Source organism: Streptomyces sodiiphilus, assembly GCF_039529215.1.
GTDB classification, from domain to species: Bacteria; Actinomycetota; Actinomycetes; order Streptomycetales; family Streptomycetaceae; genus Streptomyces; species Streptomyces sodiiphilus.
In genome coordinates, this window is the sequence record NZ_BAAAMJ010000030.1 from 44,685 (window position 1) to 65,289 (window position 20,605).

Genomic DNA, 20,605 nt, shown 5'->3' on the forward strand with positions numbered 1-20,605 from the left:
AACCTGTGACCACCCCGCCCGCGCTGCTCCTCGTCGGCCACGGGACCCGTGACGACGCCGAGGCCGAGGCCTTCCGCTCGTTCACCGACGGCCTGGCCACGGACAACCCCGGCATTCCGGTCGCGGGAGGGTTCACCGAGCCGGTCACTCCGGCGCTGGCCGACGCGGTGGCGGGCCTGGTGGGTCAGGGTGTGCGGCGAATCGCCGCGGTACCGCTGGCACCGGTGTGCGCCGGGCACGCCGGGGACGGCATCCTGGCCGCACTGGCCCGCGAGGAGCGGCGGCACCCGGGGACCTCCTTCGCCATCGGGCGCCCGCTGGGCCCGCACCCGGACCTGCTGGAGATCCTGGAGCGGCGGGTGGAGGAGGCGCTCGGCACCTCCCCCCGCTCGCCGCGGGACCGGGCCGATGTCACGGTGCTGCTGGTCGGCCCGGGCTCCTGCGACCCGGACGCCAACGCCGAGGTGCACAGGGCGGCACGGCTGCTGTGGGAGGGCCGCGGGCTGGCGGGCGTCGAGACCGCCTTCGCCTCGCTGGCCGCGCCGGATGTGCCCGCCGGACTCGACCGCTGCCGGACGCTGGGCGCCCGCCGGATCGTGGTGCTTCCCTGCATCCTGTTCCCCGGGGTGCTGCCGGACCGCATCCGGATGCAGGCGGAGGGCTGGGCCGCGGCACACCCCGGGACACAGGTGGTCCCGGCCGGGGTGATCCGGCCCGCGGAACTGGCCGGGCTGGTCATGGAACGCTACCGGGAGACGCCGGACGCGAGCTCCGGGGCACCGGCGGACCGGGGACAGCGGACACCGTCCCAGGGCGGTGACCGTGCTCACGCCCGCTGATCCCCCGCCCGCGCCGCCCCGGCCGGATCCGCACCCGGTGCACGATCTGGGGCACCACGGGGACGCCGAACTGCTGGACACCGGCCGGGAGCTGACCGACCTGGCGGTCAACGTCCGCGCCGGCACACCGCCGGACTGGCTGCGGGAGGTCCTGGCCGGTTCCCTGTCCGGGCTGGCGGCCTATCCGGACGGCCGCGCGGCCCACCGGGCGGTGGCGGTACGGCACGGCCTGCCCGAGGAATGCGTGCTGCTCACCGCCGGTGCGGCGGAGGCCTTCGTCCTGCTGGCCCGGGCGCTGGGCCGGATCAGCCCACCTGCCCGGGTGGCCGGACCTCCGGTGGTCGTGCATCCGCAGTTCACCGAACCCGAGGCGGCGCTGCGGGCGGCGGGACATCCGGTGCGCCGGGTGCTGCTGCGCGCCGGGGACGGTTTCCGGCTCGCCCCCGGGGACGTTCCGGAGGATGCCGCGATGGTGATCGCCGGGAACCCGACCAACCCGACCTCGGTGCTGCACCCGGCGGACGACCTGCTGTCGCTGGCCCGGCCGGGCCGGCTGCTGGTGGTGGACGAGGCGTTCATCGACGCGGTGCCGGGCGAGGAGCAGTCACTGGCCGGTGCCGTGGGGTCGGTGCCCGGACTGGTGGTGCTGCGCAGCCTGACCAAGACATGGGGTCTGGCCGGTCTGCGGATCGGCTATCTGCTGGCCGGGCCGGAAACCGTCACCGCCCTCGCACGGGAGCAGCCGCTGTGGCCGGTCTCCTCCCCTGCGCTGGCGGCCGCCTCGGCGTGCTGCACGGCCCGGGCCCTGGCGGAGGCCGACGAGGCCGCCCGGCGCACGGCGGAGGACCGGCGTTACCTGCTGGAGCGGCTGGACGCTCTGACCGCTCTGCGGACGGCGACGCCGGACCCCCGCGGGCCGTTTGTGCTCGTCCGCCACCCGGATGCCGCGGCCCTGCGCCTGCGGCTGCGCGAGCGGGGGTTCGCGGTCCGCCGGGGCGACACCTTCCCGGGGCTGGGCCCGCAGTGGCTGCGCCTGGCCGTCCGGGACAGGGAGACGACCGGGCGGTTCGTGTCGGCCGCCGTCGAGGCCGGAGCGGGCTGAGCCCGCCGGGCCCGGCGGCGGAACCGCGGCGCTCATCGGGGCCCGCCGCGGTTCCGCTCCTCACGGTCAGGCCAGGTCCTGGCTCCCGGCCCGGGCGACGGTGCGCCGACGGCGGTTCAGCAGCAGCGCGCCGCCTCCCGCCGCGACCAGCAGGGCCGCCCCGCCGGCCAGGTAGGGCAGCCGCCCGTCACCGCCGGTGGCGGCCAGATCCGGGCCGTCCGCGCTCCCCGCGGCCTCGGACCGGGAGCCGGGCACGGTCTGGGTGCCGTGGCCGTCCTCGCCGGCCTCGCTCCCGCCGGGCTCCTCCTTCTCGCTCTCCTTCCCGTCTCCGGGGTCCCCGGGCGCGCCGGCCGGGGTGCGGCAGTCCACGGCCGCCAGTGTGACGTTGCCGTGCACCTCGGCGACGTTGAGGTCCAGGGGGTTGACGGAGACGGACAGGTCGAGGGCGCTGGCCGCCGCGGAACGCTCGGCGGTCTCGCGGTGGGAGAGCTCCAGGACGACCTCTCCCACCGCGGGCACCTCGACCCGCGTGGTCCCGCCGGCGGTCAGCGCGACCTGCTTGCCGAGCACGGTCACCGTGCCCAGCACGTTCGCCTCGGCGACCGTCGGCCGGCCGGCGGGGCAGTGGGCCCTGGCCGTGACCTTCTCCAGCTCGATGACGGACAGCGCCGGCAGACCGGGGACGTGGACCGCGGCGTTGACGAGCGTCACCTCGGCCTGCGAGCCGGTCGTGTCGCTCTCGGCCAGTGCGTCGGCGACCTCGGCGCTCAGCACCCGGAAGGGCCTGCCGCCGTCCACGCCGTCGAGACTGGCGGTGAGCAGGGTCTGGCTCGCGCTTCCCTCGCCCGCGGGCGCGGAAACCTGGTTGAGCGCGACCTCGAGGGGCAGCTCGACGGAGTGGTTCAGCAGAGCGACGTCGAGGCCGGTGCGCAGGACGGCGGCGGAGGCCGCCCCCCGGTCGTCGGCGTCCTCGGCATGGGCGGCCGGGGCGCCGGCCGCCATCAGGCCGGCGGCGGTGAGCAGTACGGCCGCCCGGCGTGCGCCGGGACGGCCGAATGCGGAGTTGAACACGTGTGGAACCCCCACGGAATGGTTTGGCGCCACCGGCACGCCGATTGACGGAATCGCCCGGACCGGTGACTGGGACGTGGCCATCCTTGACGTCCCCGCGAGCGGAGGTCGGCGTTCTGCACCGCTTCACCCGATCGGGGGTGACTCGTTCACGCGTCCGAATGCGGCGGTCCGCCGGAGTGCGACGCGGCAGCCGGTCTCAGGCGACCACCTGCCCGCGCAGCACCACCCGGCTGGGACCGGCGAGGGCACGTACATCGCGCCGCGGGTCCTCCGCGCAGACCACCAGGTCGGCCGGCGCGCCCTCGGTCAGACCCGGGCGGCCCAGCCACTCCCGTGCCTTCCAGGCGGTCGCCGACAGCGCGTCCACGGCCGGGATGCCCGCCCTGACCAGCTCCGCCACCTCCTGGGCCACCAGACCGTGCGGAAGGGACCCTCCGGCGTCGGTGCCGACGAAGACGTCGATCCCCGCGTCCCAGGCGGCGCGCACGGTGTCGTAGCGGCGCTCGTGCAGCCGGCGCATGTGGGCAGCCCAGCGCGGGAACTTCTCCTGCCCTCCGTCGGCCAGCCGGGGGAAGGTCGCGATGTTGACCAGCGTCGGCACGATCGCCACCCCCCGCTCGGCGAACAGCGGGATGGTCTCCTCGGTCAGACCGGTCGCGTGCTCCACACAGTCGATCCCGGCCTCGACGAGGTCGCGCAGCGAGCTCTCGGCGAAGCAGTGCGCGGTGACCCGGGCCCCCTCGCGGTGAGCCGCCTCAATGGCCTCCCGTACCGGCTCACGGGGCCAGCAGGGAGCCAGGTCTCCCGACTCCCGGTCGATCCAGTCGCCCACCAGCTTAACCCAGCCGTCCCCCCTCCTGGCCTCCCTGCGGACGAAGGACACCAGGTCGGCGGGCTCGATCTCGTGAGCGAAGTTGCGGATGTAGCGGCGGGTGCGCGCGATATGACGACCGGCCCGGATGATCCTCGGCAGGTCCTCACGGTCGTCGATCCACCGTGTGTCGGCCGGGGACCCGGCGTCCCGCAGCAGCAGCGCGCCGGCGTCCCGGTCGGTCAGGGCCTGCTTCTCGGAGACGGCGGCCTCGACCGCCCCGTGGGCATCGAGTCCGACGTGGCAGTGGGCGTCAACCAGTCCCGGCAGCACCCACCCGGAGACCGTCACGTCCACCGCGGCCGCCACCGGCCGGTCGTAGGTGATCCTGCCGCCCACCACCCACAGTTCGTCCCGGACGTCCTCGGGGCCCGGGCCCGTCAGAATCCGCCCCGTTATGCGCATCACCGGACTGTCGCTCATGTTCGGCAGCCTACGAGGTCCCTGCTACGCTCCGCACTCACCGGGGGGGTACACCAGGATCGGACACGGCGCCTCCCTGCCCAGTCGCGGCGGCGGACGCGCCGCTCACCGAGGAGGCCGCGTGGCGAGCTCCAGCGACGAGTTCCACGCCTTCTTCGAACGGCACCACTCCGAGCTCGCCCGCCTCGCCCGCATGCTGCTGGGGCCGGCCGACAGTGCCGAGAGCGCCGACGACCTGGCGGCCGACGCGCTGCTGGCGGTCTGGGATCGCTGGGACCGGGTGCGCGCCGCGGACCACCCGGTGGCGTACGCGCGGGGCGTGGTGGTCAATCTGGCGCGCGCCCACGTCCGCAGCCGGGTGCGCGAGCGACGCCGGGTGGCGCTCTTCTGGTCCCGGCCGGCCGAGTACACCGACGGCCCGGACGTTCCCGCGGTGCTCGACGTGCGCGCCGCCCTGGAACGGCTCCCGTACCGCAAGCGCGCCTGTGTGGTGCTCCGGCACGCCTTCGACCTCTCCGAGCGGGAGACCGCCCTGGCGCTGGGCATCTCGGTCGGTACCGTGAAGAGCCAGACCTCGCGCGGCATCGCCGAGCTGGAACGGCTGCTGGGGCGCGGCACCGGCGATCCCGGTGGTGCCGGCGGCAGGAAGCCGGCCCGGGCGCTGCCCGCCGGCCCCGTGGAACGGAGCAACTGATGGCGGACCGCCACGACGTGCCCGGACGGCTGCGCGCCGCGGCCGACGCGCACCGCGCGGACCGGGAACGCATGCGGGAACGCGTCGAGCGGGGCATGTCCGCCCGCCCGGGACGCGCGGCGGTGCCGCGCCCTGCCCGGCGGTGGCCGGCCAGGGCCCCCGGGTGGCTGCGGGCCGCGGGCGCCGCGGTCGCACTCGCCCTGACACTGGTGGTGGCCTCGGTGGCGGCGGGCTGGACGGCCGGTGAGCCCGAAGGCCCGGTCGGCCCGCCGGCCGCCTCCTCCCCGCCGGATCTCCGCCTCACGGCGGCCGGCACGGCCGATCCGGCGAGCAACGACTACTGGTCGCAACGGAACGTGACCGTACGGACCGACGAGCCGCTGACGGCCTTCTCCCTGGAGATCCGGATCGCCCGGGGCGACGCCCGCCTGGAGACGACCGGCTCCTTCCAGACCCTGGCCGACGAGGACTTCACGCGCTCCGTGGTCGCCGAGGGCGGCCGTCTGCTCTTCCGCTGGGACCTCGTGCCCGGCTCCCGGATACCGCCGGGCGAGTATCTGTTCGCCGCGCAGTTCGGACATCCTTCCGGCCCCCGGGACGGAGCCGCGGACCACTTCGCGGCCGAGGGCGCCGGGACGTCCGGCCCCGCCTCGCTCCGCGGGGAATTTGACTGACTATTTGTGTTGCGCGGGACACAGCCGGACCGCGGGACATGTAATGTGCTCAGTGATTCCACCGTTATCAACGAAGCGCAGGAGCCCGTCTCCTTCTGCCCGGTTCTCATCGGCCCAAACGCCGGAACCGGGTGATCTTCACGGCCGGCTTCGCGGTCACGGCGACGACGCACTGTCGTTATCAATCTGTAACGAACGCCACAAGGCCGCCCCTTTTGTCCGGTAACCAACGGACAAATCATCCGGAATCACAGGGCTCATCGCCCTCTTGACAAGCCGGCCCAATAACACATCATCCCTGTTCGCGTAACCCCCACTCGCGATGCATCTTCTCCTGGTGCTGGGTAAATTCGATACACATGACCCCCGCACAAGCAGACCATGCAGGTGCCCATAGCAACTTTCTGGAAATGCCCCAGGGACTGAAGCTGGACAGCCCACGGCTGGAGGACGGAGCCGCGCTCTGGCGCATCGCCCGCGACTCCGAGGTCCTGGACCTCAACTCCTCCTACAGCTATCTGCTGTGGTGCCGGGACCACGCGGCCACCTCGGTCGTGGCCCGGGACGCCGACGGCTCCCCGGTCGGATTCATCACCGGATACGTCCGGCCGCAGGACGCACGGACCCTGTTCGTGTGGCAGGTCGCCGTCGACCACGGCCAGCGCGGCCGCGGCCTCGCCGCCGCGATGCTGGACGGCCTCGCTCGCCGTGCGGGTGAAGAGCTGGGCGTCCAGTGCATCGAAACCACCGTGACGCCCGACAACACCCCCTCCAACCGGCTGTTCGCCCGCTTCGCCGAGCGCCATGACGCCCCGGTGGAGCGCGAGGTGCTGTTCGACGCCGAGGTGTTCCCGGACAGCGGCCACGAACCGGAAGTGCTGCACCGGATAGGGCCGCTCCCGGCCCTGGCGGCCACCGGACGCTGAGCCCTTCCCGCCCCCAGTTCTTCTCATCAAGGCAACGATCTCCCAGGAGAATGCTGTGACCATCACCCAGCCCGATCTGAGCGTCTTCGAGACCGTGGAGTCGGAGGTGCGCAGCTACTGCCGTGGCTGGCCCACCATCTTCGACCGCGCCCAGGGCAGCTACATGTACGACGAGGACGGCCACACGTACCTCGACTTCTTCGCGGGGGCCGGATCACTGAACTACGGCCACAACAACCCGGTGCTCAAACGCGCCCTGCTCGACTATCTCGAGCGGGACGGCGTCACCCACGGCCTGGACATGTCCACCACCGCCAAGCGCGCCTTCCTGGAGAGCTTCCGGGACGTGGTGCTGCGCCCGCGGGACCTGGACCACAAGGTCATGTTCCCCGGACCCACCGGCACCAACGCCGTGGAAGCCGCACTGAAGCTGGCCCGCAAGGTGAAAGGCCGCGAGGCCATCGTCTCGTTCACCAACGCCTTCCACGGCATGTCGCTGGGCTCGCTCGCCGTCACCGGCAACGCCTTCAAGCGCGCCGGCGCCGGCATCCCGCTGGTCCACGGCACCCCGATGCCCTTCGACGACTACCTCGACGGGCAGACACCGGACTTCATCTGGTTCGAGCGCCTGCTGGAGGACCAGGGCTCCGGCCTGAACAAGCCGGCGGCCGTCATCGTCGAGACGGTGCAGGGCGAGGGCGGCATCAACGTGGCCCGCGCCGAGTGGCTGCGCGCGCTGGCCGACCTGTGCGAGCGGCACGACATGCTGCTGATCGTGGACGACATCCAGATGGGGTGCGGCCGCACGGGTGCCTTCTTCTCCTTCGAGGAGGCGGGCATCACCCCGGACATCATCACCCTCTCCAAGTCCATCAGCGGCTACGGCCTCCCCCTGGCTCTGACCCTGTTCAAGCCCGAACTCGACATCTGGGAGCCCGGCGAGCACAACGGCACGTTCCGGGGCAACAACCCGTCCTTCGTCACGGCTGCCGCGGCCCTGGACACCTACTGGACCGACGGCCAGATGGAGAAGCAGACCCTCGCCCGCGGCGAGCAGGTCGAGCAGGCCCTGACCGCCATCGTCCAGGAGGCCGGCGAGGGCGCGGCCACCTATCGCGGACGAGGGCTGGTCTGGGGCATCGAGTTCACGGACACCGAGCGCGCCTCGGCCGTCTGCCGGCGCGCCTTCGACCTCGGGCTGCTGGTGGAGACCTCCGGCCCGCAGGGCGAGGTCACCAAGCTGCTGCCCGCGCTGACCATCTCCCCCGAGGAGCTCGACGAGGGCCTGCGCATCCTGGCCCGCGCGGTCCGCGAAACCGCCTGACTCGCGCCCCCGACTGGCGCGAACCACCAAGAAAGGGAAAACTCAGACGTGATCGTCCGTTCCATCAGTGACATCGAGGGTACTGACCGGGATATCGAGTCCGCTTCGGGCACCTGGCGCAGCAAGCGCATCATCCTGGCGAAGGAGCGGGTCGGCTTCTCGCTGCACGAGACCGTGCTCTACGCGGGGACCGAGACGTCGATGTGGTACGCCAACCACGTCGAGGCAGTCTTCTGTGTGGAGGGTGAAGCGGAACTGACCAATGACGAGACCGGTGAGAAGTTCATGATCCGGCCCGGGACCATGTACCTGCTGGACGGTCACGAGAAGCACACCGTGCGTCCCAAGACGGACTTCCGCGTGCTCTGCGTGTTCAACCCCCCGGTGACCGGGCGGGAGGACCACGACGAGAACGGCGTGTATCCGCTGCTGACGGAGCCCGCGGAGAGCTAGACCACCACCACAACTCAAGGCCGGGGAGTGCGCGGGCCATGCGCGTTCCCCGGCCCAGCCCTTGGAGAAGGGAACGAAAGGTACGGAAGGTACGTACGAGAGGAGAGGAAGGCACCACCATGACCACCGCACCCGAGCACACCGCCGTTGACCTGTATCCGACCCGGGGGACCACCGAGGTGATCGTGCCCCGGCAGGACCCGGTGGTGTGGTCCGAGCCCGGTGCGACCGGACCCATCGAGGCGGACGACCTCGCCGCCTACGACCGCGACGGCTTCATGGCCGTCGACGAGCTCATCACGGCGGACGAGGTGGAGATCTACCGCCAGGAGCTCCGGCGCCTGACCACCGACCCGGCGATCCGCGCCGACGAACGCTCCATCGTGGAGCCGAAGTCGCAGGACATCCGGACGGTGTTCGAAGTCCACAGGATCAGTGACGTGTTCGCCCGGCTGGTGAGCGACCCGAGGGTCGTGGGCCGGGCCCGGCAGATCCTCGGCTCGGACGTCTACGTCCACCAGAGCCGGATCAACGTCAAGCCCGGTTTCGGCGCCACCGGCTTCTACTGGCACTCGGACTTCGAGACATGGCACGCCGAGGACGGCCTGCCGAACATGCGGACCGTGTCGGTCTCGATCGCGCTGACCGAGAACTACGCCACCAACGGCGGGCTGATGATCATGCCCGGGTCGCACATGACGTTCCTCGGGTGTGCGGGCGAAACCCCGAAGGACAACTACAAGAAGTCCCTGCAGATGCAGGATGCCGGCACCCCGTCCGACGAACAGCTGACCAAGATGGCCGACGAGCACGGCATCCGGCTGTTCACCGGCAAGGCGGGGTCGGCGGTCTGGTTCGACTGCAACGCGATGCACGGTTCCGGGGACAACATCACCCCCTACCCGCGCAGCAACGTCTTCATCGTCTTCAACAGCGTGAAGAACGCCGCGGTCGAGCCCTTCGCCGCCCCGGTCCGCCGCCCCGAGTTCATCGGAGCGCGTGACTTCACCCCGGTGCGGTAGGACACGCAGGATCAGGCGACCGGCGGGCGGCGGGGCACGGACGACGGCCCCGCCGCCCGGCGGTCCTCTTGCCGGCGAGTGCCGAGGACGGTACCGGGCGGACAGGACCGGTCACCAGGCGTACGACCCTCACGTCTCGCGCGCCCTCGACGGCGGTCACCACGTCAGCCCGGCCGCGGCGGAGACCGTCGACTCCCCCCCCTCACCGGTCGCTCTGTTCGCCGGCTCGGATCTCATGGCCCGCGGGGCGCCGGCCGCGCCGGAGCTCGCCGGGGGCCGAGCGCCCCAGGACGTCGCCGTGGGGAGCTTCGACGACTTCGCGGCCGCCTCCCGTCCGGCGCTTCTGCCGATACGTCAGCCCTGGGACCGCGTCAGCTCGGAGTTGGTGCGCGTCCTGCTGAACCGGATCGACGGTGAGCCCCCCTCGACGGAGCTCCTCCCCACCGAACTGGTGCTGCGCGAGACGGCCTGACGTTCCCTCACGTCGCTCCCGGGCCCTGCCGGACCGGGCCTTGCCGTACTGCGGGGCGGATGAGACGTTGTCCCGGCAACTCCATCGACCTGGGACGAAACGTGTCACATACCGAAACCGAGAAGCAGCCGGCATCAGCGGGAACCCCCGAAGTGGTGCCACGGCAGTGGATAGGCCTGGGGGCCGGCGTCGTGCTCGCCGTCCTCGTCCGCCTGGTCCTGCCGGACTCCCTGTCCGCGGACGGCAAGAACGTCGCCGCGGTGGCCACCTTGATGGCCGTGTGGTGGATGACCGAGGCCATACCCCTGGCGGTCACCGCACTCATGCCCCTGGTCCTTTTCCCGCTGCTGGGCGTCGCGCCGGTCGGAGAGGTCGCCGCCCCCTACGCCAACAACATCATCTTCCTGTTCATGGGCGGCTTCATCATCGCGGTGGCGATGCAGCGCTGGAACCTGCACACCCGGTTCGCGCTGAGCACCGTGCTGCTGGTCGGTACCAGCCCGGTGCGGATGATCGGCGGGTTCATGCTGGCCACCGGTCTGCTGAGCATGTGGATCTCCAACACCGCCACCGCGGTGATGATGCTGCCGATCGGGGTGGCGGTGCTCGGCCTGGCCGCCCAGCTCGGAGACGGCCGGCGGGACGCCAACTTCGGCACGGCGCTGATGCTGGGCATCGCCTACGCCGCCTCCATCGGCTCGCTGGGCACCATCATCGGCACCCCGCCCAACGCCATCCTCCAGGCGCATCTGCGGGACAGCCACGGAATCGACATCAGCTTCTTCCAGTGGATGCTGTTCGGCGTCCCGCTCGCCGCGGTCTTCCTGGTCATCGCCTGGTTCGTGCTCACCCGGCTGGTCTTCCGTCCCTCGCTGACCGACATCCCCGGCGGCCGGGAGATGATCCTGCGGCGCAAGCAGGAGCTGGGCCCGATGAGCCGCGGCGAGTGGACGGTGCTGGGCGTCTTCGCCTTCGCCGCACTCTCCTGGGTGGTCGTGGGCGTACTGAAGCCGTACGTGGCGTGGATCGACGCGCACGTCTCGGACGCGGGGGTGGCCATCACCGCGGCCGTGCTGCTGTTCCTGCTGCCCGTGGACCGGCACCGCACCCGCCGGGCGCTGGTCTGGGAGGACACCAGGGACCTGCCGTGGGGCATCCTGCTGCTCTTCGGCGGCGGGCTGAGCCTGTCCGGGCAGTTCGGTGCCGAGCAGAGCGGTCTGGGTCCCTGGATCGGCGAACAGGTCACCGGCCTGGACGTGCTGCCGACGTTCCTGCTGGTCATGGCAATCGCGACGCTGGTCCTGCTGCTCACCGAGCTGACCAGCAACACGGCCACCACCAATATCTTCGTGCCGATCATGGCGCTGGTCGCCGTGGGGCTGGGGCAGGACGTCATGCTGCTGGCGCTGCCGGTGGCGCTGACCGCGACCTGCGCGTTCATGCTGCCGGTGGCCACTCCCCCGAACGCGGTGGTGTTCAGCTCACGGCAAGTGACCATCGGTCAGATGCTGCGCGGCGGCGTGTGGCTGAACGCGGCGGCGATCGTGCTGGTGACGGTCGCCGTCTACACCCTGGGCGCGCTGGTCTTCGGCATCGCCCTGTGACCTTTCCTTCCGCGGGCCCACGTGGGCCCGCGGAAGGAAAGGCCCGGTGCCGCGACCTCGCATGACAGAGGGGAAATAACAGGTCGCTCTCCGGAGTTGCCACCAAGGACCCGCCCCCGCGGCGGGCAGGAGAACACCGATCCGCACCACGGAGGAGAGCACGTGGCCCTGACCCGAGCAGAGCGTGAGCAGTTCCTGGCCGAGCCCCACATCGGCGCCCTGGCGGTGGACTCCGGGGAGGAGGGACGGGCTCCCCTGGTGCTCCCGATCTGGTACCAGTACCGGCCGGGTGAGGACATCTGGATCATGACGGGCCGCGACTCCCGCAAGGCCGGGCTGATCTCCGGGGCCGGCCGCTTCTCGCTGATGGCCGAACGGCTGGAGCCCACCATCCGGTACGTGTCCGTCGAGGGGCCGGTCACCGCCACCGTTCCGGCCACCCGCGAACAGCTCACAGAGATCTCCGCCCGCTATCTGCCGGCCGGGAAGGTCGCCGGCTACGTGGACTTCGCCTGGCGCGAGCACGGCGAACAGGTGGTCATCCACATGCGCCCTCAGCGCTGGGTCTCCTCCGACCTCGGCCAGGTCTGAGCCGGCGCCCGCGCGTCTCCCGCCGTACGGCCTTCAGGGCGGGAGACGCGCCGGCACTCAGCCGCCGATGACGCCGCCATCGGTGCGCCGGATGACGACCGTGGCCGAACGCGGCCGGCCCGCGGGGTCGAAGTCCGGCCAGTTGCTGACGGCCCGGGGGTTCTCCGGAGTGGGCCTGCCCCAGGCGGCGCTCGCCTCACCGGGGTGCTGGACGTTGACGAACATCGTGCGCCGGTCCGGGGTCGTGACGACACCCGTGATCTCGCAGCCGCGCGGACCGGTGAGGAACCTGCGGATCTCGCCGGTGCGGGGGTCGGCGGCCAGCATCATGTTGTTGGCGATTCTGTCGTAGCCGCGCGCCACCAGGTTCTGCGCGGAGTTGGAGATGTCGGTCTGGATCCACAGCCGGCCGTCGTCGTCGAACCACAGGCCGTCGGGCGAGCCGAAGATGTTCGAGTCGTCCAGCTTCACCCGGTCGTCGTAGGCCGGGTCGCCCGCGAGCACGAAGATGTCCCACCGGAAGGTGGTGGCGGTGTTGTCGCCCTTCGCCTCGGCCCAGCGGATGATGTGCCCGTACGGATTGGGCGTGCGAGGGTTGGCCTCACCCTCCCAGCCGCTGCCGTTGGTCAGTGCGCAGTAGACGTCCTTGTTCCGCGGGTTGACGGCGATCCACTCGGGCCGGTCCATCTTCGTCGCGCCGAGGGCGTCCGCCGCCTGGCGGGTGCGCAGCAGCACATCCGTCTGGTCCGCCCAGCCGTTCTTCTTCGTCAGAGGCCCCTCGCCGTGGACGAGCGGGAGCCAGGTGCCGGTGCCGTCGTCGTCGAAGCGGGCCACGTAGAGCCTGCCGTGGTCCAGCGGGCTGCGGCCGCGGGCCCGCTGGGACCTCCAGGTGCCCTCGCCGACGAACTTGTAGATGTAGTCGCCGTCCTGGTCGTCGCCGGTGTAGCCGACGATCCGGCCCCGGGACTCGGTGAGGGTGATGCCCTCGTGTTTGATCCTGCCCAGCGCGGTCCGCTTGACGGGCACGGAACGGGGGTCCATCGGGTCGATCTCGACCACCCAGCCGAAGCGGTTCAGCTCGTTGGCGTTGACCGCCACGTCGAACCGCGGGTCGGCCAGGTGCCAGCGATAGCCGAAGCCCCTGGCGGACACGCCGTAGCGGGCCTGCTCGGCGGTGGGCCGCCAGGAGGTGTCCTCGGTGCCGAAGTAACCGTTCCAGTTCTCCTCACAGGTGAGGTAGGTACCCCAGGGGGTGAAGCCGTGGGCACAGTTGTTGAGCGTGCCCCTCGCGGGGCCGGAGGCCCGCAGAGCCGGGTGGTCCGCCCGGACCGGACCGGAGAAGGTCACCGGAGTGTTGCCGGTGACCCGGCGGGCCCGGGGGGAGTCGACGACGCGCCACCGGCCGTCCACCGACTCGATCTCGACCGCGCTGACGCCATGGGCCTCCAGCGCCTTGCGGACCTTCTCCGCGGTCATCTCCTCGTCGCCGTCCGGGTAGAGGAGCTGGGCGTCGATGTACTCGTGGTTGAGGACGAGCATGCCGCGGCGGTTGCCCTCGCTGCCGCGGCCCAGCGGGAAGAAGTGCATGCCGTCGTGGTTCATGCCGATCTGCTCGGCCTGCTCCTCGGCGGTGTTGGAGCCGTCCTTGCGCCAGGCGGGACCGCCGGGACGGATCGGGGTGCCCCAGGGGATCAGGACCTGGGTCTCGTATCCCTCGGGGACCGTGAAGGTGTCGGCGCTGCTGGGCGGCACGGGCGCGAAGCCGAGAAGCTCCTTGCGTCCGGGTCTGCCCGGCTTCGCCGGAGTGTGCGGGCCGCGGGCCGCGGGCTCCGCGGCCGCGGCGGTGCCCGCCCCGGCGAGGGCGCCTCCCACCAGGAACGCCGCGGCTGCCGCGGTGCCGCCCAGCAGGGTGTCGCGACGGGACATGCGCCCGTGGAGCACCTCCCGGAAGGGCCGGTTGCCGGACGGATTCGAACTCACGTCGTCGGGGTCGACCTGCGGGAACACCGCGCGCTCTGCAGACATCCTGACGTCCTCACTGTGCTCATTGCCCCGTCACCGGGGGCGGAAGTGACGTTTTCCGCGAGGTTATGAGGGGTCAGTTGCTCAGAAGAGCACCTCCGATGAACACGCGGCCACCTCCGCACGTACGGCCGAGGACGAGCCTGCCCCGGGACAGCGGTGGCATGTCCGTCCCGGGGAGAGGGTGCTCAGCTCTCGCGGCGGCCGTCGACCCTGCGCGGCAGACCCAGCGGGTTGTCGTCACGCAGCTCGGGCGGCAGCAGCGCCTCGGGGGCGTCCTGGTAGGCGACCGGACGCAGCCAGCGTTCGATCGCGGTGGCCCCGACCGAGGTGGACGTCGAGGTCGTGGCGGGGTAGGGGCCGCCGTGATGCTGCGCGGGCGCCACGGCCACGCCGGTGGGCCAGCCGTTGACCACGACCCGACCGGCCAGCGCGGTCAGCTCGGCCAGCAGCTTCGCGCCCCGGCCGCCGTCGCCCCCGGTCTCGGCGCTCCCGAGCTGGACCGTGGCGGTCAGGTTCCCCGGCAGCCGGGAGAGCACCTCGCGCACCTCGTCGGCGTCGGTGTACCGGGCGACCACGGTGACCGGGCCGAAGCACTCCTCCAGCAGCAGTTCATGGGTCCTGCCCTCGGCCAGCGCGCGGGCGGGCAGGGTGAGGAATCCGGCGGCGACGGTGTTGTCCTCGCCCTCCCCTGCCGCGACCGGGGCCTCGACGCCGTCCAGCCCGGCACGTTCCCGCACACCGGAGAGGAACGCCTCGCGCATCCGGGAGTCCAGCAGCACTCCGTGTTCGGCCTTGGCGAGCTTCGCGGTCAGGGCTGCCACCAGTTCGTCACCGGCCTCGCCCCGGGGGGCGAGCACCAGGCCGGGCTTGACGCAGAACTGTCCGGTGCCCAGCGTCACAGCCTTGGCGAGCCCGCCGCCGATCTGGCCGGCGCGTTCCCGGGCCGCCTCCTCGGTGACGACGACCGGGTTGAGGCTGCCCAGCTCGCCGTGGAAGGGAATGGGAACGGGCCGGGCGGCCGCCGCGTCGAACAGAGCACGCCCGCCACGGACCGAGCCGGTGAAACCGGCCGCGGCCACCAGCGGGTGCCTGACCAGCTCCACTCCGGCGTCGAAACCGTGCACCACCGACAGCACGTCGGCCGGCAGGCCGACCTGGACCGCCGCCCGGCGCAGCGCCGCCGCGCACAGCTCGGAGGTGGCCGGGTGGTCCGGGTGCGCCTTGACGACCACCGGGCAGCCGGCCGCCAGCGCGCTCGCGGTGTCGCCGCCGGGCACGGAGAAGGCGAGCGGGAAGTTGGAGGCGGCGTAGACGGCCACCACACCCAGCGGGATCTTGTAGCGGCGCAGGTCCGGCCTCGGCGGCGCGAGAGAGTCGTCGGCGTGGTCGATGATCACGTCCAGGTAGGCGCCTTCGGCCACCTCGTCGGCGAACGCGCGCAGCTGGCCGGTGGTGCGGGCCAGCTCCCCGGTGAGCCGGGGCCCGCCGAGGGCCGTCTCGGCGTCGGCCGCCTTCACGATCTGCTCGCCGTCGGCCTCCAGCTGGTCGGCCGCGGCCCGCAGCAGGGCCACCCGCACCTCCCGGTCGGCCAGCGGCTCGCGGGCTGCGTGCGCGGCACGCACCGCGGCGTCGACGTCCGCGTGTGTGGCCTCGGCCGCAACCTGCTCGCGCCGCTTCCCGGTACGCGGGTCCACGCTCCACACTGGTACTGCCACCGGTCGCTCCTCCTGACGGGACACTTGCCTTCACCACGGGATCGTTCGATACCCTGAACACTGTCCCTGTATGTGAACTACTGCCGGGACTCTATGCCGTGCGAACAAAGGGGTCAAGGGCGATGCCAGCTGCCGAGACGGGGGGTTCCCAGGTCAAGTCGGCCGTGCGGACGGTGGAGCTGCTGGAGTTCTTCGCGGGACGGCCCGGCATGCACTCGCTCTCCGACGTCCAGGCCGCCGTGGGGTACCCCAAATCGAGCCTGTACATGCTGCTGCGGACCCTGGTGGAACTGGGGTGGGTCGAGACCGACTCCACCGGCACCCGGTACGGCATCGGGGTGCGCGCACTGCTGGTGGGGACCTCCTACATCGACGGGGACGAGGTGGTGGCCGCTGCCCGGCCCACCCTGGACCGGCTCTCCGACGACACCACGGAGACGATCCACCTGGCCCGCCTCGACGGCACCAACGTGGTATACCTCGCGACCCGTCAGTCCGAACACTATCTGCGGCCCTTCACCCGGATCGGGCGGCGGCTGCCCGCCTGGTCCACCTCGCTCGGCAAGGCCCTGCTGGCCACCCGCACGGACGAAGAGGTGCGCAAGCTGCTGCCGGCGACCCTGGAGCCGCTGACCGAGCACACCATCACCGACCGGGAGCAGCTGATCGCCGAACTGCAGCTGGTGCGCGAGCGCGGATACGCGGTCGACCGGGAGGAGAACACCCTGGGGCTGCGCTGCTTCGGCGTCGCCATCCCTTACCGGACACCTGCCAGGGACGCCATCAGCTGCTCGGTGCCGGTGGCCCGGCTCACGCCGGCGCACGAGCAGCTGATCAAGGAGGCCCTGTTCGACGCACGCGACCGGCTGGCGCTGGCCACCCGGCATCTGTGAGCCACACGCACGCGGCGCACGGCCCCGTGATGGGCGGGGACCGTGCGCCACGTGCGGCCGGGGAGGGCGGAGGCGCTCCCCGGAGCCGGCTCAGCCGACGCCGAGCAGCTGCTCGATCGGGTCGATGCCGAAGTACACGACGAACAGCCCGGCCACCGCCCACAGCAGCCAGTGGACCTCACGGGCCTTGCCCACCACGGTCTTCAGGAGAACGTAGGCGATGAAGCCCGCGCCGATGCCGTTGGTGATGGAGTAGGTGAACGGCATCACCACGATGGTGAAGAACGCCGGCACCGCCAGGTCGTAGCGGGTCCAGTCGATCCGCGCGACCTGGGTCATCATGAGGAAACCAACCGCGACCAGGGCGGGTGCGGCCGCCTGGGCGGGCACGACCGCGGCGAGCGGTGCGAAGAACAGCGCGAGGAAGAACAGCGCACCGGTCACGATGTTGGCCAGACCGGTACGGGCCCCTTCCCCGACACCCGCCGCGGACTCGATGTAGGAGGTGTTGGAGGAGGCGGACGCCGCGCCGCCGGCGACGGTGGCCAGACCGTCCACGAACAGCAGCCGGCCCAGCCTGGGCACCCGGCCGCGGTCGTCCAGCAGCCCGGCCTCGTTGGTCACGCCCACTGCCGTGCCCATGGTGTCGAAGAAGTCGGTGAGGAAGAGGGTGAACACGATCAGCATCACGGTGATCACGCTGATCTGGCCGAACGCCCCGAACAGGCTGAAGGCGCCCAGCAGCCCGAAGTCCGGGGCGGCGACGATCTGGTCGGGCAGCGCGGGAACGGTCAGCCCCCAGGCCAGGTCGTCGATGTCGGCCAGGGAGTTGATGACGATGGCCAGCACGGTCATCGCCAGGATGCTGATCAGGATGGCGCCCTTCACCCGGCGGGTGAGCAGCGCGACCGTGAGCAGCACTCCGAGACAGAAGACGAGCACGGGCCAGCCGGACAGCTGACCGCCGGCGCCCAGCTCCACCGGCACGGAGCCCTCCTCACCGGGGATGCGGCGGGCGAAGCCGGCGTTGATGAAGCCGATGAAGGCGATGAACAGGCCGATGCCCACACTGATGGCCTGCTTCAGCTGCAGCGGGATGGCGTGCATGACCGCCTCGCGCAGCCCGGTCGCCGCCAGCACGCAGATCAGGATGCCTTCCAGCACCACCAGGCCCATGGCCTCGGGCCAGGTCATCAGGGGGGCGATCTGGTAGGCCACCATCGCGTTCAGCCCGAGCCCGGCGGCCAGGGCCAGCGGAAGGTTCGCGGTAACTCCCATGAGCACGGTCATCACGGCGGCCACGAGAGCGGTGGCCGTGACGAGCTGCGGGAACGACAGCCGGTCGCCGTTCACGTCCACGGCACCGCTGAGGATGATCGGGTTGAGCACGAGGATGTAAGCCATCGCGAAGAACGTGGCCAGGCCTCCGCGCACCTCCCGGCCCAGGGTGGTCCGGCGCTCGGAGATCCGGAAGTACCGGTCGACCCGGTCGTGCAGGGCGGCGGGCAATGACATGGTGCGCTGCTCCTCGGCGGTGTCACATCTGCGGGGGTGGTCGGAGGGATTGTGCCTGCCGGGGAAAGGCGAGAGGTTTCCGGGGTGTTGCACGATGCCGCACCGTTACCGAATCGCGCCGTGCCCCCGTCCGTTCGCCCCTTCCCCGGCGCCCCGGTCAGCGGAGCGTGGTCAGAGCCGTGCGGACAGCTGCCAGCTCCCGGTCCGAGGCCAGCCCGGCGTGGTAGAGCCGCAGTTCGTCCGCTCCCTGTGCGGCGGCGTGCGCGGCGTCGGCAGCCAGCGCGTCCGGGCGGCCGCCCAGACCGGAGACCACCGTCAGGTTGGCGGCCAGCACGGTGTGCGGGCGGCGGTGCGGGACGAAAGGCGCGAGCGCGGCGGTGCGGGACGCGTCGTCCCCGCTGCACGGCAGCACCACTCCGTCGGCGTGGTCCAGGACGTCGGCGGGGTCCACCCCGGGGTTGGCCCCGGCCCGGTGCCCCGCGGGGTCCGCGTGCAGCAGCACCCGGAAGCCCTCGTGGCCGTGCTCCCGCGCGGCCGCCCGCACCGCGGCCACCGCCTCGCGCTGCAGGTTCCGGGCCGCCTCGGCACGCCAGCCGGCCACCGCCGCGGCCTGCCGGGACCCCAGCAGCCGCTCCACCTCGGCCCACTCCCCCTCCCGGCCCGCCCGCGCGGTCCCCGTCGGCGCGCCGGCGAAGCCGGGGGCCAGGGCGTTGCGGACGGCCCGTTCCAGGACCCCGGGGTCCGCGCCCCGCCCGGCGTAACCGGCGCGGCATACCTCGCAGAAGCACAGCGACATCAGGCAGCCGGCGGCCCCGGACAGCGGCACTCCTCCGGTCTTGTCGTGGGCGTGCAGGTGCTCGAAGCCGTACCAGCCGCAGGACTCCAGCTCGGTCCCGGCGGTTCCGGGGCGGACGGCCGCCTCGGCGGCCAGCGCGGTGGTGTAGCGGCGTACCTCCGGCCGGGCGATGCACAGGGCCCATGGGTAGCGGTCCCCGTAGGCGTTGCGGACCGTGGACCGCGGCTGCTCCTCGCCGAGCCGGGAGTTGTGCGCGAGGATCACCCAGGAGTGCACCTCCAGGCCCGCGTCCGCCAGGGCCGCGGCAGCCACCCCGAAGGGATCGGGGCCGGGCGTCCAGCTCTGGGGCCGCGGACGCAGGTCCTGCCCGCTCCAGCGCTCCGTGGCCGGCGGGTAGTAGACGGCGGAGTGCCGGGCGGTGACGATCCGGTGGCGCGGGTGCCGGGGGGTGAGGGCGCGCACGGAGTGGTAGGCGGAGGCCAGCGTGACCTGGCGGATCCCCAGCGCGGCGAGGCGCCGGGGGGCATCCGGGTCGCCCACGACGTCCCAGGGGTAGAGGAAGGCCGCCGCCCGCATCACCGCTTCACCAGTTCCAGCCCCTGTTCCAGCAGGGCGGCCAGCCGGGTGAGGTGCTCCGGCTCGGGCTCGGCCAGCGGGGCGCGGACCGTGCCGACGTCCAGGCCGCGCAGCCGCACCCCGGCCTTGACCAGGGAGACGGCGTAGCCGCTGCCCTGGTCTCGCAGCTCCACCAGCGGCCGGTAGAAGCCGTCCAGCAGCCGGTGGACCGTCTCCCGGTCACCTTCGGCCAGGGCGGTGTGGAAGGCCAGGGCTATCTCCGGCGCGAAGCAGAAGACCGCCGAGGAGTACAGCTCCACTCCCAGTCCCCGGTAGGCCGGCTGGGTGATCTCGGCGGTGGGCAGACCGTTGAAGTAGAGCAGGGGGTGCCCGGGCTTCTCCTGCCGCACGGCGCTGACGATGCGCTGCATCAGGTCGAGGTCGCCCACGCCGTCCTTGATCCCGATGACGCCGGGCAGCCGGGCGAGTTCCACGGCGGTGCGGGGGGTGAGCCGGGCAGTGCCGCGCTGGTAGACGACGAGGTCCAGCGAGGTGGCCGCGGCCAGTTCGGTGTAGTGGCGCAGCAGGCCGCGCTGGTCCGGGGTGACCAGGTAGGGGGGCAGGACGAGCAGCCCGTCGGCGCCCGCCTCCTCGGCCAGCGCGGCGTACCGGGTGGCAAGCGCCGTGCCGTAGCCGGTCCCGGCCACCACCGGCAGCCGCCCCGCGGCCTCGGCGACGGCGACGGCGACGCAGTCACGGAACTCCTCGGGAGTCAGCGCGTGGAACTCGCCGGTACCGCAGCAGGCGAAGACCGCGCCCGCACCGGCCTCGATCCCCGCACGCACGTGGGCCCGGTAGGTATCCGGATTCACCGAGCCGTCCGGCCCGAACGCGGTCACCGGGAAGAACAGCAGGCCCTCCAGGCGCCGGGCGAGTGGGACTTCGGTCAAGGCGACCCTCTTCTCTGTGCACAAGAATGACCAGCGTCTACATTTCTGAACGAGGCCACGCTAAGGCAGCCCCGAATCGACGGTCAA

19 protein-coding genes are annotated in these 20,605 nt (G+C 72.1%); 12 read left to right on the plus strand and 7 right to left on the minus strand.

What is annotated here, in order from left to right; genetic code table 11:
• The first annotated feature begins 5 nt into the window (after positions 1-5).
• Entirely contained in the window at positions 6-839 is an 834-nt protein-coding gene (locus tag ABD299_RS14500; RefSeq protein WP_344262291.1) for a sirohydrochlorin chelatase, read from the plus strand.
• Positions 823-1,941: an Rv2231c family histidinol phosphate aminotransferase CobC gene (gene cobC, locus ABD299_RS14505; RefSeq protein WP_344262707.1), complete on the plus strand. Its 1,119-nt coding sequence runs from the start codon at positions 823-825 to the stop codon at positions 1,939-1,941. The genes ABD299_RS14500 and cobC overlap by 17 nt, the downstream gene beginning before the upstream one ends.
• 66 nt (positions 1,942-2,007) lie before the next feature.
• Here cobC and ABD299_RS14510 read toward each other — a convergent pair whose 3' ends face one another.
• Positions 2,008-3,012 carry an SCO1860 family LAETG-anchored protein gene (locus tag ABD299_RS14510; RefSeq protein ID WP_344262293.1) on the minus strand — a complete coding sequence of 335 codons (1,005 nt, stop codon included), beginning with the start codon at positions 3,010-3,012 and terminating at the stop codon, positions 2,008-2,010.
• Positions 3,013-3,211: 199 nt separating this feature from the next.
• A complete protein-coding gene (locus ABD299_RS14515) occupies positions 3,212-4,309 on the minus strand; it encodes an amidohydrolase family protein (RefSeq protein WP_344262295.1) in 1,098 nt (365 codons plus the stop codon).
• Between the two features lie 121 nt (positions 4,310-4,430).
• Here ABD299_RS14515 and ABD299_RS14520 point away from each other — a divergent pair, with 121 nt between their 5' ends.
• From ABD299_RS14520 to ABD299_RS14560, 9 genes are all read left to right on the plus strand, one after another.
• Positions 4,431-5,003, plus strand: a complete 573-nt coding sequence (locus ABD299_RS14520; protein WP_344262297.1) for a SigE family RNA polymerase sigma factor — start codon at positions 4,431-4,433, stop codon at positions 5,001-5,003.
• On the plus strand, positions 5,003-5,677 hold the full coding sequence (locus tag ABD299_RS14525; protein ID WP_344262299.1) for a hypothetical protein: 675 nt from the start codon (positions 5,003-5,005) through the stop codon (positions 5,675-5,677). Before ABD299_RS14520 ends, ABD299_RS14525 begins: the two co-directional genes overlap by 1 nt.
• Positions 5,678-6,087: 410 nt before the next feature.
• On the plus strand, positions 6,088-6,603 hold the full coding sequence (ectA, locus tag ABD299_RS14530; RefSeq protein ID WP_344262301.1) for a diaminobutyrate acetyltransferase: 516 nt from the start codon (positions 6,088-6,090) through the stop codon (positions 6,601-6,603).
• A gap of 55 nt (positions 6,604-6,658) precedes the next feature.
• On the plus strand, positions 6,659-7,927 hold the full coding sequence (gene ectB, locus ABD299_RS14535) for a diaminobutyrate--2-oxoglutarate transaminase (protein WP_344262303.1): 1,269 nt from the start codon (positions 6,659-6,661) through the stop codon (positions 7,925-7,927).
• Positions 7,928-7,975: 48 nt separating this feature from the next.
• Positions 7,976-8,380: an ectoine synthase gene (locus tag ABD299_RS14540; RefSeq protein ID WP_344262305.1), complete on the plus strand. Its 405-nt coding sequence runs from the start codon at positions 7,976-7,978 to the stop codon at positions 8,378-8,380.
• A gap of 119 nt (positions 8,381-8,499) precedes the next feature.
• Positions 8,500-9,402, plus strand: coding sequence for an ectoine hydroxylase (thpD, locus tag ABD299_RS14545; RefSeq protein ID WP_344262307.1), 903 nt, complete (start codon positions 8,500-8,502; stop codon positions 9,400-9,402).
• Positions 9,380-9,874 (plus strand): substrate-binding domain-containing protein, encoded by a 495-nt coding sequence (locus ABD299_RS14550; protein ID WP_344262309.1) that lies wholly within the window; start codon positions 9,380-9,382, stop codon positions 9,872-9,874. Before thpD ends, ABD299_RS14550 begins: the two co-directional genes overlap by 23 nt.
• A 101-nt stretch (positions 9,875-9,975) precedes the next feature.
• Positions 9,976-11,478, plus strand: a complete 1,503-nt coding sequence (locus ABD299_RS14555; RefSeq protein WP_344262311.1) for an SLC13 family permease — start codon at positions 9,976-9,978, stop codon at positions 11,476-11,478.
• Positions 11,479-11,640: 162 nt separating this feature from the next.
• Positions 11,641-12,069, plus strand: coding sequence for a pyridoxamine 5'-phosphate oxidase family protein (locus ABD299_RS14560; protein WP_344262313.1), 429 nt, complete (start codon positions 11,641-11,643; stop codon positions 12,067-12,069).
• A gap of 57 nt (positions 12,070-12,126) precedes the next feature.
• On the opposite strand, the gene ABD299_RS14565 is transcribed toward ABD299_RS14560, so the two are convergent.
• Both ABD299_RS14565 and ABD299_RS14570 read right to left on the minus strand, forming a co-directional pair.
• The gene (locus ABD299_RS14565) at positions 12,127-14,094 is read right to left on the minus strand and encodes a PhoX family protein (RefSeq protein WP_344262315.1); all 1,968 of its coding nucleotides are present in this window, start codon (positions 14,092-14,094) and stop codon (positions 12,127-12,129) included.
• 185 nt (positions 14,095-14,279) lie between these two features.
• Positions 14,280-15,797, minus strand: coding sequence for an aldehyde dehydrogenase (NADP(+)) (locus ABD299_RS14570; protein WP_344262709.1), 1,518 nt, complete (start codon positions 15,795-15,797; stop codon positions 14,280-14,282).
• 134 nt (positions 15,798-15,931) lie between these two features.
• On the opposite strand from ABD299_RS14570, the gene ABD299_RS14575 reads away from it, so the two are divergent.
• The gene (locus tag ABD299_RS14575) at positions 15,932-16,702 is read left to right on the plus strand and encodes an IclR family transcriptional regulator (protein ID WP_344262317.1); all 771 of its coding nucleotides are present in this window, start codon (positions 15,932-15,934) and stop codon (positions 16,700-16,702) included.
• A gap of 90 nt (positions 16,703-16,792) precedes the next feature.
• Here ABD299_RS14575 and ABD299_RS14580 read toward each other — a convergent pair whose 3' ends face one another.
• From ABD299_RS14580 to ABD299_RS14590, 3 genes are all read right to left on the minus strand, one after another.
• Positions 16,793-18,217, minus strand: a complete 1,425-nt coding sequence (locus tag ABD299_RS14580) for an NCS2 family permease (protein ID WP_344262319.1) — start codon at positions 18,215-18,217, stop codon at positions 16,793-16,795.
• A 157-nt stretch (positions 18,218-18,374) separates the two neighbouring features.
• Positions 18,375-19,589 (minus strand): hypothetical protein, encoded by a 1,215-nt coding sequence (locus tag ABD299_RS14585; RefSeq protein WP_344262321.1) that lies wholly within the window; start codon positions 19,587-19,589, stop codon positions 18,375-18,377.
• Positions 19,589-20,518, minus strand: coding sequence for a 5-dehydro-4-deoxyglucarate dehydratase (locus ABD299_RS14590; protein WP_344262323.1), 930 nt, complete (start codon positions 20,516-20,518; stop codon positions 19,589-19,591). The genes ABD299_RS14585 and ABD299_RS14590 overlap by 1 nt, the downstream gene beginning before the upstream one ends.
• Positions 20,519-20,605: the final 87 nt, after the last annotated feature.